The organism is Vibrio sp. K4 (assembly GCF_051122595.1).
Taxonomy (GTDB): domain Bacteria; phylum Pseudomonadota; class Gammaproteobacteria; order Enterobacterales; family Vibrionaceae; genus Vibrio; species Vibrio owensii.
In genome coordinates, this window is record NZ_CP178577.1 from 1,971,480 (window position 1) to 1,984,184 (window position 12,705).

Here is a 12,705-nt window from a genome sequence, read left to right on the forward strand (position 1 = left end):
ATTGACGCGCAAAGCATAGAAATTTTGAAAAAAATCGCTATTATCGTATTACTCAGTTAAACGGAACAAAGTACCGCATTGAAGTATTCATACGTAGCTCGCCAGCCGATATTGGACAGAGAAAAGCGTACCATAGAGTATGAGCTTCTCTTCCGTGACGGTCCGAAAAATACCTTCCCAGAAGTAGAACCCGAGCTGGCTACTAGTCGACTTCTATCTGATCATTTCCTTACCACACACTACAGTACTTTGGGGGATAAGCTCGGCTTTGTTAATTTTCCTTACCAAAGCTTGGTTAACCTCGTTCCTACACTGTTTCCTAACGAATCATTAGTTGTTGAGGTATTAGAAGATTGTGAGCCGACAGATGAACTGCTTCATGCGATAAAACAACTGCATGCATCCGGGTATCGCGTTGCATTAGATGACTTTGTTCCAACCAAAGCTTGGAAGCGGTTTTTACCTTACGTCGCAATAATCAAATTCGACATTCGCTTAATCCCGATCGAAAAAGCGGCCATTTATATTCAGTCGCTAGGCCATTTTGGCATTGATTTCTTAGCCGAAAAGGTCGAAACCTATGAAGAGTTTGAACAAGCGATGGACGCTGGTTTTGACTTCTTCCAAGGATACTTTTTCAGTAAGCCTGAAATGATTCAGAAGAAGCGCCTCAATCCCGCGTTTCTAACGGTAATTCAGCTATGTAAAGAGATTGCAGATAAACCTATCGACTTTAATGAGGTCGAGCGTTTGTTCTCTATTGATGTCACTCTGTCATACAAGCTACTGACTTATGTAAACTCGGGTTACACGCTCACAACGAAGATCAAATCGTTCCGACAAGCATTAGTGTACCTTGGTGAAGACCGTTTAAGACGTTTCATTTCACTTGTCGCGATTGCTTCTGTGCATGAAGACAAACCTGATTCTCTCTATTCATTAGCGATTCAACGCGCACGGATGTGTGAGATTCTGTTGAGTCAGATGCACACCAAGTACGATCCTGGTCAGGCATTTCTTACTGGAATGTTTTCACTGTTGGGTTCTCTCCTCGATCAACCTCTTGAAGATGTGATCAGTGATATTCCAGTCGATGAAGAAATCAAACATGCCTTAACCGGACACAAAGGCGTTTTGGGTTACCTTCTATCAATGATCATCGCGTACGAGAAAGCGGATTGGGAAATGACAGAGAAATACTGTACCGCCCTAAAACTCACTGAGCCACAATTAGCCAAAGCGTTTAGCCAATCCACGGCTTGGGCTCAAGAACTGCTGTCTCAAACGCCCTAAACCGCTATAATGCCCCAAAGAATACCTGCAACCTCACTTATGTGAGGTTGTTTGTTTTTACCGCTTAATTAATCGAGATTTCATTTTATGGCTTCTTCTTGTCCTTGCGGCTCTAACCGCACCTACCAACAGTGTTGTGAAATTGCCCACAATAACCACGCTGACGTCACCACTCCAGAGCAGTTAATGCGCTCTCGTTACAGTGCGCATGTGTTAGGTCTAGTGGATTACGTGGTGAACACGTACCACCCAAGCTGTAATGCAGAAGAGCAACGCGAAGGCATTGCCCAATCCATCGACAGCGATTGGTGCAAGCTTGAGGTAGTAAAATCGGAAGCGAGCAGCAACGAGAATGAAGGTTTTGTTGAATTCAACGCTTACTTTGATGAAGACGGCAAACGCTACTGCATGACCGAGCGTTCTCGTTTCGTGAAAGAAGATGGGCTTTGGTATTACATTGACGGCACATTTCCAGAAGAAGAACCAGTACAAGACTCACGCTTAAACCAGCCAGTGAGTAGCCTAAAAGTAGGTCGCAACGACCCGTGTATCTGCGGAAGCGGTAAGAAATTTAAGAAGTGTTGTGGGTAAAGCATCCACGCTTAGCTTATTAAGCTCGATTTAATTGGATTCTTGACCTCGCTTAGACTCGTCGGAATGACGTGAATAAATGTACCTGTTTGACGTAAATAACTCTACTGCAGCGCCATTAGAAAATATACCGTCATTCTGAACAGTGAGAGACGAGCGTGATTCAGAGTCTAATCACTACTAGCACTGTTGTCGGGTTTTACCCCGAACCAAGAACACTAAATTAAAAAAGCCCCTAGACTCGAGAGCATAGGGGCTTTCATTTATCTATAGCAGGTTTATTTATGACGCTCTTTCAGTTTATTCACTACGTCATTCATCGATAAGCCTTGGTCTTGAAGCAATACCAACAAGTGGTAAATCAAGTCTGCTGATTCACACACTAGCTCCGCCTTATCGCCCGACGTCGCCGCAAGCGCGACTTCAACGCCTTCTTCGCCCACTTTTTGCGAAATACGCTTGGTGCCACGGGCATAAAGACTGGCAGTATAAGAGGAATCTGGGTCGGCACTCTTGCGGGCAGCCAATAGCTGCTCAAGTTGATGAAGCCACACCATTTGTGTCTCCTCTTGAGGGTCCACATCCCAGCAAGTTGTGTTACCCAAGTGACACGTAGGACCAATGGGATTCACTTTCACCAGTAGCGTATCGTTGTCGCAATCGAGCTGCATGTTCACTAGTTGCAATACGTTGCCGGAGGTCTCACCTTTCGTCCAAAGACGTTGCTTGGTACGAGAGAAGAACGTCACTTGACCTGTTTCACCCGTTTTTGCCAACGCATCTTGGTTCATGTAACCCATCATCAGCACTTGGCTTGATTGGAAATCTTGTACGATGGCAGGTACCAGACCATCCACCTTTTCCCAGTTGATTCGCTCAGCTAGCAAACTTACTTCGGCGGCTTTCACACTCATAGTCGTACCTCAATGCCTTGTTGTTTCAAATACTGCTTTAGTTCACCAATATTGATGACTTGCTTGTGGAATACCGATGCGGCAAGCGCGCCATCCACATTTGCTTTTTGGTAGGCTTCTGCGAAGTGCTCCATGGCACCTGCACCACCCGATGCAATCAATGGCACGTTACACACTTCACGCACCATATTGAGTTGTTCAATATCATAGCCGTTACGCACGCCGTCTTGGTTCATCATGTTCAGTACGATTTCACCAGCGCCGCGTTTTTGTACTTCTTGCACCCAATCACGCGTTTCCCATTGAGTTGCTTTGGTGCGTTCTTCATCACCGGTAAACTGGTAAACCTGATACTTGCCGGTCTCTTTGTCGTAGTAAGAATCAATGCCCACCACGATACATTGCACACCAAACTTATCAGCAAGGTCAGTAATCAATTGCGGGTTCGCCAATGCAGGTGAGTTGATAGACACTTTGTCTGCACCAAACTCAAGAATGCGCGCTGCGTCTTCCGCTGATTTAATACCACCAGCGACACAGAACGGGATATCAATCACTTCTGCAACGCGAGCGACCCAACTTTTATCGACGACACGACCATCACTTGAAGCAGTAATATCGTAGAACACAAGCTCGTCAGCGCCCTCTTCCGCATAACGCTGTGCCAGAGGAACGATGTCGCCAATGATTTCATGGTTACGGAACTGGACGCCCTTGACCACTTGTCCATCACGTACATCAAGACATGGAATTATTCGCTTTGCCAACATGCAAACGCCTCCTCTGCTGTGAACTTACCATCTAACAGCGCACGACCAACAATCACGCCAGCCACACCGCTGCCTTTTAGCGCTTCGATATCTGCTAATGAGCCAATGCCACCTGAAGATTGAAACTGCACTTGTGGGTACTGTTTGCATAGGTCAACGTAAAGCTCTACGTTTGAGCCTTCTAGCGTACCGTCACGAGAAATGTCCGTACAAAGCACGTGCTGCAAACCTACCGTTAAGTAATCGTTGATCAGAGCTTCGATGGTCACGCCTGAATCTTCTTGCCAACCAGAGATCGCCACTTTACGTGTGCCGTCTTGATCGATGTTGATATCTAGCGCGAGAACGATTTTCTCTGCGCCGTATTTTTCCATCCAACCTTTCACAAGCTCTGGCTGTTTTACTGCTGTAGAACCAACAACAACACGCTGAGCACAGGCTTCTAACAGATCAATCACGTCTTGCTCTGTACGCACACCACCACCGATTTGGATGTTTGCTGGTGTACTTGCTAGTAGCTTTGCAATCAAATCAAGCTGGCGTGCTGTCGTGTCTTTCGCGCCAGTTAAATCCACCAAGTGCAACCAGTTAGCACCTGCTTGGTGGTACAAGTTGAACTGCTCTGCTGGGTCGACTTTGTACTCGGTTACTTGGCCGTAATCACCTTGATAAAGGCGAACCACCTGTCCTTCAATTAAATCAAGAGCTGGAATAATCACACTAAATCCCTTTTATAATTCTAAGAAGTTTTGAATAAGCTTCGCGCCCGCTTTTGAAGAACGCTCAGGGTGGAATTGCACGCCGTAGTAGTTACCGCTTTGTACTGCTGCTGTGAACGGGTTGCCGTACTCACATTCAGCAATCGTGTAATCCCCAACAGGCATTGCAAAGCTGTGCACGAAGTAGAAATACTCTCCTTCTTCAATATCTTTGAAAAGTGGATTACCTGCTTTTGCAGACACTGTATTCCAACCCATATGCGGCAGCGGCAAATCGCCAGTTTGTAATAGCTTCACTTCGCCATCACAAAGTCCGAGACACTCAACCAACTCGTCGGCTTTCTGTCCTTTCTCTTGAGACACTTTGCCCAGCAGTTGCATGCCTAAACAGATACCTAACAGCGGCTTTTCTACCTGTTTTACCAAGCTGATAAGATCGCGCTCTTCTAGGTTCTTCATCGCTTCGCTGGCGGTTCCCACGCCCGGTAGGAATAGCTTATCTGCAGACAATACAACTTGCGGATCTTTTGAAATTGTTACGTCATAGCCTAGGCGTTCAATAGCAAATTTCACCGAAGAGACGTTGGCACAGCCAGTATCGATAATGACAACTTTCTGTTCTGTCACTGTTTTTCTCCTTGCTAACGTTAGCCTTAAAGCACGCCTTTACTACTTGGTAGCTCAGTGCCTTCTACTTTGATTGCTTGGCGCAAAGTACGACCAAACGCTTTAAACAAGCTTTCAATGATGTGGTGATCATTGTTGCCCGCAGAAGAAAGGTGCAGCGTACACGCTAGGGTGTCAGTCAGAGAACGGAAGAAGTGAACCACCATCTCTGTTGATAGGTCACCCACTTGCTCACGGCTGAATTGCGCGTCGAACTTAAGGTAAGGACGACCAGATAGGTCTAGTGCGCATTGTGCCAAACACTCATCCATTGGAAGGCTAAAGCCAAAGCGACCAATACCACGCTTGTCACCCAGTGCTTCTTTCAACGCTTGACCCAACGCAAGAGCGGTATCTTCTACCGTGTGGTGATCATCAATGTGCAGGTCACCTTCCACTTTGCACACCATTTGGAATCCACCGTGCGTCGCGATTTGATCCAGCATGTGGTCAAAGAAGCCAAGACCTGTAGAAATATCGTTACCGCCTTGCTCATCCAGATTAACGAATACTTTGATGTCTGTTTCTTTTGTGGTGCGAACCACTTCAGCAACGCGTGCCTTAACCGTCAGATCTTTTAAGATCTGTTTCCAACCCATGGTTTCTGGGTTGTATTGAATGCCACGAATTGCCATGTTTTCTGCAAGTTGAAGATCGGTTTGACGATCGCCAATCACAACGGAGTTTTGAAAATCAACTTTGCCACCTTGAAGGTACTCTTTTACCAAGCCCAGTTTAGGCTTACGGCAAGAGCAGTTATCTTCATCGAAGTGAGGACAAATCAGCACGTCATCAAACTTCACACCTTGAGACTCAAAGATCTCCATCATCATGTTGTGTGGTGCATCAAAATCAGCTTGTGGGTAGCTGTCAGTACCCAAACCATCTTGGTTCGTGACCATCACTAGACGGTATCCTGCATCCTGCAACGACAACAGGCTTGGGATAACAAATGGCTCTAGCTTTAGTTTGTCTAAACGGTCTACTTGAAAATCAATCGGCGGCTCAACAATTAAGGTGCCATCACGATCAATAAAAAGGATTTTTTGTTGTTTGCTCACTCGGGAACTTCCTTATTGCTATTCTTTTGGCGCTCCCGCAATTGAGCGAGAGCGATTAATTTTGTCTCTACTTATGCGTAGTAGTTTCTAATAAATCCAAGCGTTTTTTCACACTCGTCGCGGTTACCAACACTGATACGTACACAGTTCTCAATTGGCGAGTTACGCAAAATAATGCCCGTATCCCAAGCCGCTTTGAAAAGATCATCGCCATCTGGGAATTTCACCAATAGGTAGTTCCCCCACCCTTCAAACACTTCCAAACTCGGAATCATTGAAAGGCCAACTTGCAAGTAAGCACGGTTTGCATTCAGATCAAGAACTTGGAACTTCGCTCGCGCTAAACCAGCTTCCGAAAGCGCCTGAGTCGCAATTTCTGCCACTGGAACCGGGACTGGGTAAGGTGCGATAACTTTAAGAAGTACATTAATCAGCTCTTCGTTCGCAAGCGTAAATCCACAACGCAGACCAGCAAGCGCGAAAGCTTTCGACAGAGTACGCAAAATCGCAAGATTCGGGTATTGCGCCAGTAGGTCTACCGTTGACGCTTCTGGACAAAAATCGATGTACGCTTCATCCATCACCACGATTGCACGGTCTTTTGTCATCTCAAGCAGAGACACAATGTCCTCACGCTTAACCAAGTTACCTGTTGGGTTGTTTGGCGAACATACAAAAACCAGTTTCACGTTATCCAGATTGGCTTCGATGCCTGCAAGGTCTAGTTGCCAATCTGACGTTAGCGGCACGGTTTTGCGCTCTACACCGATGGTTTCTGCACTGATGGCGTACATACCGTAAGTCGGTGGGCAGTAAAGAATCGCATCTTCACCCGGTTCACAGAAAGCACGAATCAATAGTTCAATACCTTCATCCGCTCCGCGAGATGTTAGTGTTTGCTCTGGTTTCACACCCGCATAGGCTGCGTAAGCAGAAATCAGTTCTTTAGGCTGACATTCGCTGTAACGATTAAGACGAGCGAAGTCTGTTTTGTATTCATTATTGAATGGCGATTCGTTGGCGTTTAACCATACGTCACCTGTACCACCAATTCGACGAGCCGACATATAAGGGGTAAGTTGTTGGACTTGTTTACGCGCTAGCTTTTCCATCTCAATATCCTCTTACTTAGCTGCCAGTTTTTCTACACGGATCGTCACTGCACGTTTGTGTGCATCCAAGCCTTCCGCTTCCGCCATGGTGACCACCGTTGGTGCAAGGTTCTTTAGGCCATCAGCAGACAGTTCTTGAACCGTCATACGCTTGGAGAAATCGGCCAAACCTAAGCTTGAATACGTGCGTGTGTAACCGTAAGTAGGAAGAACGTGGTTGGTGCCTGATGCATAATCACCTGCTGATTCAGGCGACCAATCACCTAGGAAGATAGAACCTGCGTTATCTAATAGAGGTAAAAGCTCGCGTGGGTTCTTAGTCTGAACAATTAAGTGCTCAGGACCGTAGTAATTCGAAATGGAAACCGATTGAGTAAGAGACTCGGCAATGATGATCAAGCTTGAAGCCAATGCTTGCTCTGCGATGTCCGCACGAGATAGCTCCTTAAGCTGACGTTGAACCGCATCCGTCACTTGATCAGCAATAACAGGAGAAGGAGTCACAAGTACCACTTGAGAATCAGGACCGTGCTCTGCTTGGCTCAAAAGATCCGCAGCGATAAAGTCTGCATCTGCGGTTTCATCGGCAATCACTAACACTTCTGATGGGCCTGCAGGCATATCAATCGCAGCACCACGGAAATCATTGCTAACCTGACGTTTTGCTTCTGTCACATAAGCGTTACCAGGACCAAAGATCTTATCGACTTTCGATACAGTCTCTGTGCCGTAAGCCATTGCAGCGACGGCTTGTCCACCACCGACATTGTACACTTCATCAATGCCGCACAGTTTCGCTACGTACAGAATCTCGTCAGCGATTGGCGGTGGAGAACAAAGCACCACTTTACGACAACCCGCAATTTTTGCAGGAACGCCTAGCATTAGAACAGTCGAAGGCAATGGCGCACTACCGCCAGGAATGTACAAACCCACTTTTTGAATTGGGCGCGTTACCTGCTCACAAAGGACACCCGGCTGAGTTTCAACTTTAATTGGTTGTGGCTTTTGTGCTTTGTGAAACTTCGAGATGTTTGCATAAGCTTGCTCAAGCGCACCTTTCATCTTCTCAGAAAGGCGAGCAGATGCTTCATCGATTTCTTGCGCTGATACACGAATGGATTCCGGCTTCACACGGTCAAACTTCTCAGTCAGCTCCAATAATGCAGCATCACCCTCTTTACGAACTTTTGCGATTACTTCAGAAACCGCAGCAGTGATGTTTGCGCCTTCTGCGATTGCCGGACGTTCTAGAATCGAGTCTTGTTGAGTTTCACTCAGCGATTGCCATACAACTGTTCTCATTGCGATTACTCCATCATTTTTTCAATTGGTAGTACCAGAATTGAGCTCGCACCCAGTTCCTTTAACTGTTCCATGGTTTCCCAGAACAGGTTTTCAGTACTTACCAAATGAACCGCAACTTTTTGCTTGTCAGCAGATAGAGGTAATACCGTTGGGTCTTCTGCGCCAGGAAGTAGAGCTTTGATTTGGTCTAGCTTCTCAGCTGGTGCGTGTAGCATGATGTACTTAGACTCTTTTGCTTGCTGTACCCCTTGCATACGAGTCAGAAGTTTTTCGATTAGCGCGACTTTATCTGCATCAAATTCGCCGGTGCGTTGAATCAATGTCGCTTTTGATTTGAAGATGATTTCTGCTTCTTTAAGGCCGTTCGCTTCCAACGTTGCACCAGTAGAGACTAAGTCAGCGATCGCATCAGCAAGACCAGCGCGAGGTGCTACTTCTACCGAGCCTGTCAACATACATGTTGAGAAAGGAACGCCCGCTTCATCCATGTAAGCTTTTAGCAGTTGCGGGTATGTGGTTGCGATACGTTTGCCCGCGAGATCTTGAGGACCGTTGTACTCCTCGTCTTTATTGATTGCGATAGACAAACGGCAGCCACCGAAATCTAGACGACGAAGTGGAACAAATTCACATGGCTCGCCAAGCGCCTTACGATCAAGACGAACTTCTTCAAGTTCGTTTTCACCAATAAAGCCAAGGTCAACAACACCATCCATAATTAGACCAGGAATATCGTCGTCACGAACCAAAAGTAAATCAATTGGCATATTTTCAGAATGAACAACTAAGCGCTCACCCATCACGTTGAATTTCACGCCGCATTTTTTAAGTAGAGCTTGGCTCTCTTTGCTAAGACGACCTTTTTTCTGAATTGCAATTCTTAAGCGTTGTGTTTGCATTGCTTTATCCCTGTGCCAGATTCGGTAATTTAAATATTTTATAAACCAGTAAAACTAAAAAACCCTCGAGAGATTTTGGTCTCCCGAGGGTTTGAAATCTGTTTTCACTTTGATTTTCACCTCCGGGAGTTTCCTATCTCCCGGGTATGCGTACATCTCCCGAAAGACTAAATTGGGTGATGATGGTGATGAATGTTCATTACAAAATTACGCATACTTATTTCAAGGCTCTTCTCATTTGCTTTGTTAGTAACCACACTAACTAAGCTGATTACTTTTTTCAACCCTTAATTTTAAAAAAAATCGAATTGTATAATACAAATAAAAAAGGAGGCCGAAGCCTCCTATAATTTTACTTTTTAATTCAGTGAATTACGCGCTCTGGCAAGATGCCATTTTTGACTTTGAAAGCCATGACAAAATCGCGCAAACGATAACGAATGTAATCGACGCTGCGATGAAAGAGAACGCAATTGAAGCTGTCATACCAAGAGCAATAAAGCCCACGCATGAAACAAGCGCGACTGATAATGCATAAGGTAACTGTGTTGATACGTGATCGATGTGGTTACAACGTGCACCAGTCGATGACAAGATCGTCGTATCTGAGATTGGTGAACAGTGGTCACCGAACACCGCACCAGCAAGAACCGCACTTAGCATCGGTAGCATTAGCGCTACGTCTGTTGCGCCAGCCATGTCACCCGCGATTGGTAGCATGATACCGAACGTACCCCATGAAGTACCTGTTGAGAACGCCATTAGGCCAGACAACAAGAATAGGATAACTGGTAGCCAGTGTGGGTTAATGTTGCCTTGTGCCATTGTAGATAGGTAAGAACCTGTCTTCATGTCACCGATAACAGAACCGATAGTCCAAGCAAACACTAGGATTAGGATTGCACCAAACATTGATTTAGCACCAATCCAAAGCGTACGTGCAATCTCTACCATTGGTATGCCTTGCTTAATTACAGTGAACAGTGCCACTGCAAGACCAAGCAAACTACCGTAAATAAGAGAAGTACCAACATCTGTGTTCTCAAACGCACCTAGAAGCGCAAATTCTTTACCATCTGCTGCTAGTGCTTGACCACCGGTGTAAAGCATCGAAGCGATTGTAGCAATGATAAGCGTAACAATTGGAAGTACTAGGTCAGAAACCTTGCCCTTCTCGCTTTCGCGAATATCTAGCTCTTCGTTCAGCTCATGCGCTTCTTGAGTATCGTTTTCTTTATCTTTGTCAAAACCGCGACCTTGAGAAGCTGCGATTTCGTGCTCACGCATCTTACCAATGTCTAGACCAAACCACGCCACTGCAAATACCATTAGTAGAGCAAATACTGCGTAGAAGTTCATAGGAATAAGACGAACGTAAGCACCAAGAGCAGAGTACTCAGTGATACCGTGTGACACCAAGATGCCGCCGATAATAGTAATGATGTAAGCACCCCAGCTAGAAGCAGGCATGATCACACACATTGGTGCAGCAGTTGAGTCAAGGATGTACGCAAGTTTAGCGCGAGACACATAGAAACGGTCTGTCACTGGGCGAGAGATCGCACCAACAGCAAGACTGTTAAAGTAATCGTCGACAAAAATGAACACGCCAAGGAAGGCTGCAAGAAGTTTAGAGCCGCGTTTACTTTTCACTCGTGTTTGCGCCCACTCAGCGAAAGCTCGAGTACCACCAGAAAGTGTTAACAGCGCAGTGGTCATTCCCAATAGGATAAGGAAGCCAACAATACTCATGTTCCAAGTGTTGATACCACCGTCTTCAATAAAGACAGAAGAAACTTGAGAACTTACATAACCTATCGTGTTACCGATAGACCAATCGTTAAGTAGAACCGCACCAAGTACGATACCTACACCAAGAGAAACTAAAACACGTCGAGTTAGAATCGCCAGCGTCAGCGCGACAATAGGCGGTAATAACGAAACAGGAGAATGTGCAAAATCTATTAAATTCATGATCTTCAAAAACCAAAGTTTGGCTAGAGATCTACTGCAGACAAGTCACGTAGCATACGATACGTGCTCATGTTGAACTTAGCGACAGGGAAGCGAACACTTCACCCAACCCTACAGTAGCGCTCCATAGTTTAATGTAAATATACTATGGCAGTGTTGTTCCTTTCAGAGACAACCCCAGCAAGTGGTTTCGATAGGCCACTTACTTCGGCAATCTTCGCCTTCCACTATTATTCATTGGCATCACCCCAATAATAGCTACTCTTCGAGACTGCACCTCTACGGCAATAACAAACTTTTAACTGCTAATTGTACAAATTAGCAACAAATTGTCTGCAATATTGCATCAGGTGACAGTCATTGTACCTATGAAGCCTCCCAATGCAACACATCAAACTAAATTAAATGAATAAATAATCGAGCTTTTGATTTATAAATGAAATGTGATCCAATCATACATTGTGCAACTGCAATCGCTTCAACCTTGATGTTTATGAAACTTTATTACTACTATTAAATTCGCCATAGTTTTACGTGCAACAATAAATGAAAGAAATATGACGATACGAACATTCGACAGCTCGTCCTTTTCTGTCAGAAAAATGGAAATTTAATTCAAGCTATAAATAAACATGATGGTGATCGAGAAAAAGACAGTATCTATAAAGTAAAAAGTGTTAGAAATGGCTAATTAGATTTCAATTTGATTAATTAATATTGTTGATTACCGAAAAAACTAAAGAAATTTAATCTAAATCATGAATTAGCATTTGCACATATGAGAAAGATAAAGTTAAATATAAGGACTCTATGTTTTAATTCTAGTTTCGCATTTAATTTATCGTCTCGATAAGCAATGTCGAACCTTTTAACCTATTAATAGGAATCGTTATGTCAGAGCTGACTAAAACACTTCTAAATATCCGTAGCCTTCGTGCATTTTCTCGTGAGCTGACTCTAGAACAGTTAGAAGAAGCTCTAGATAAACTAACTATCGTTGTTGAAGAGCGTAAAGAAGCAGAAGAAGCAGACCGCGCAGCACAAGCTGAGCAAGAAGCAAAACTAGCTGCTATCGCTGAGCAAATCGCTCAAGACGGTATCGACGTTGAAGCACTAATTAGCGCACTTGCTGGTGAAACAAAAACTAAAGCAAAATCTAAACGCGCTCCTCGCCCAGCTAAATACAAATACACTGACGTTAGCGGCGAAGAAAAAACTTGGACAGGTCAAGGTCGTACACCTTCTGCAATCCAAGAGCAACTTGATGCAGGTAAATCTCTAGACGATTTCCTAATCTAATAAAAGATTTATGAATTTAAAAAAGGTTCCCAATGGGAACCTTTTTATTTATCTATAAATAGATACAAAAATGGCGCATTCGAAATGCGCCATTTTTTC

General features: G+C 44.8%; 12 protein-coding genes, 1 riboswitch and 1 other annotated feature. Of the genes, 3 read left to right on the top strand and 9 right to left on the bottom strand.

Annotation, left to right across the window (positions count from 1 at the left end; all coding sequences use genetic code 11):
• Positions 1 to 78 precede the first annotated feature (78 nt).
• Together ACLIIY_RS08860 and ACLIIY_RS08865 are read left to right on the top strand one after the other, a co-directional pair.
• Positions 79 to 1,293 carry an EAL and HDOD domain-containing protein gene (locus tag ACLIIY_RS08860; protein WP_434527444.1) on the top strand — a complete coding sequence of 405 codons (1,215 nt, stop codon included), beginning with the start codon at positions 79 to 81 and terminating at the stop codon, positions 1,291 to 1,293.
• 87 nt (positions 1,294 to 1,380) lie between these two features.
• Complete coding sequence (locus ACLIIY_RS08865) at positions 1,381 to 1,884, top strand: YchJ family protein (RefSeq protein WP_434527445.1); 504 nt, start codon at positions 1,381 to 1,383, stop codon at positions 1,882 to 1,884.
• Positions 1,885 to 2,162: 278 nt separating this feature from the next.
• Here ACLIIY_RS08865 and hisIE read toward each other — a convergent pair whose 3' ends face one another.
• From hisIE to tet(35), 9 genes are all read right to left on the bottom strand, one after another.
• Positions 2,163 to 2,798 (bottom strand): bifunctional phosphoribosyl-AMP cyclohydrolase/phosphoribosyl-ATP diphosphatase HisIE, encoded by a 636-nt coding sequence (hisIE, locus tag ACLIIY_RS08870; protein WP_434527446.1) that lies wholly within the window; start codon positions 2,796 to 2,798, stop codon positions 2,163 to 2,165.
• Positions 2,795 to 3,568, bottom strand: a complete 774-nt coding sequence (gene hisF, locus ACLIIY_RS08875; protein WP_004749837.1) for an imidazole glycerol phosphate synthase subunit HisF — start codon at positions 3,566 to 3,568, stop codon at positions 2,795 to 2,797. Before hisF ends, hisIE begins: the two co-directional genes overlap by 4 nt.
• A complete protein-coding gene (hisA, locus tag ACLIIY_RS08880) occupies positions 3,550 to 4,287 on the bottom strand; it encodes a 1-(5-phosphoribosyl)-5-[(5-phosphoribosylamino)methylideneamino]imidazole-4-carboxamide isomerase (protein ID WP_434527447.1) in 738 nt (245 codons plus the stop codon). Before hisA ends, hisF begins: the two co-directional genes overlap by 19 nt.
• A gap of 12 nt (positions 4,288 to 4,299) precedes the next feature.
• Positions 4,300 to 4,914 (bottom strand): imidazole glycerol phosphate synthase subunit HisH, encoded by a 615-nt coding sequence (gene hisH, locus ACLIIY_RS08885; RefSeq protein ID WP_017821716.1) that lies wholly within the window; start codon positions 4,912 to 4,914, stop codon positions 4,300 to 4,302.
• Between the two features lie 26 nt (positions 4,915 to 4,940).
• Entirely contained in the window at positions 4,941 to 6,014 is a 1,074-nt protein-coding gene (gene hisB / locus ACLIIY_RS08890; protein ID WP_005389832.1) for a bifunctional histidinol-phosphatase/imidazoleglycerol-phosphate dehydratase HisB, read from the bottom strand.
• A gap of 71 nt (positions 6,015 to 6,085) precedes the next feature.
• Complete coding sequence (gene hisC, locus ACLIIY_RS08895) at positions 6,086 to 7,126, bottom strand: histidinol-phosphate transaminase (RefSeq protein ID WP_020196972.1); 1,041 nt, start codon at positions 7,124 to 7,126, stop codon at positions 6,086 to 6,088.
• Between the two features lie 12 nt (positions 7,127 to 7,138).
• On the bottom strand, positions 7,139 to 8,431 hold the full coding sequence (gene hisD / locus ACLIIY_RS08900; protein ID WP_005437216.1) for a histidinol dehydrogenase: 1,293 nt from the start codon (positions 8,429 to 8,431) through the stop codon (positions 7,139 to 7,141).
• A gap of 5 nt (positions 8,432 to 8,436) precedes the next feature.
• Positions 8,437 to 9,333, bottom strand: coding sequence for an ATP phosphoribosyltransferase (hisG, locus tag ACLIIY_RS08905; protein ID WP_020196974.1), 897 nt, complete (start codon positions 9,331 to 9,333; stop codon positions 8,437 to 8,439).
• Positions 9,334 to 9,386: 53 nt separating this feature from the next.
• Positions 9,387 to 9,525, bottom strand: a sequence feature (His leader region).
• A 180-nt stretch (positions 9,526 to 9,705) separates the two neighbouring features.
• Positions 9,706 to 11,307 carry a tetracycline efflux Na+/H+ antiporter family transporter Tet(35) gene (tet(35), locus tag ACLIIY_RS08910; protein WP_009705754.1) on the bottom strand — a complete coding sequence of 534 codons (1,602 nt, stop codon included), beginning with the start codon at positions 11,305 to 11,307 and terminating at the stop codon, positions 9,706 to 9,708.
• A gap of 109 nt (positions 11,308 to 11,416) precedes the next feature.
• A riboswitch (Lysine riboswitch) is annotated at positions 11,417 to 11,597 on the bottom strand.
• A 601-nt stretch (positions 11,598 to 12,198) separates the two neighbouring features.
• Here tet(35) and ACLIIY_RS08915 point away from each other — a divergent pair.
• A complete protein-coding gene (locus tag ACLIIY_RS08915; RefSeq protein ID WP_005437211.1) occupies positions 12,199 to 12,606 on the top strand; it encodes an H-NS family histone-like protein in 408 nt (135 codons plus the stop codon).
• The last annotated feature ends 99 nt before the right edge of the window (positions 12,607 to 12,705 follow it).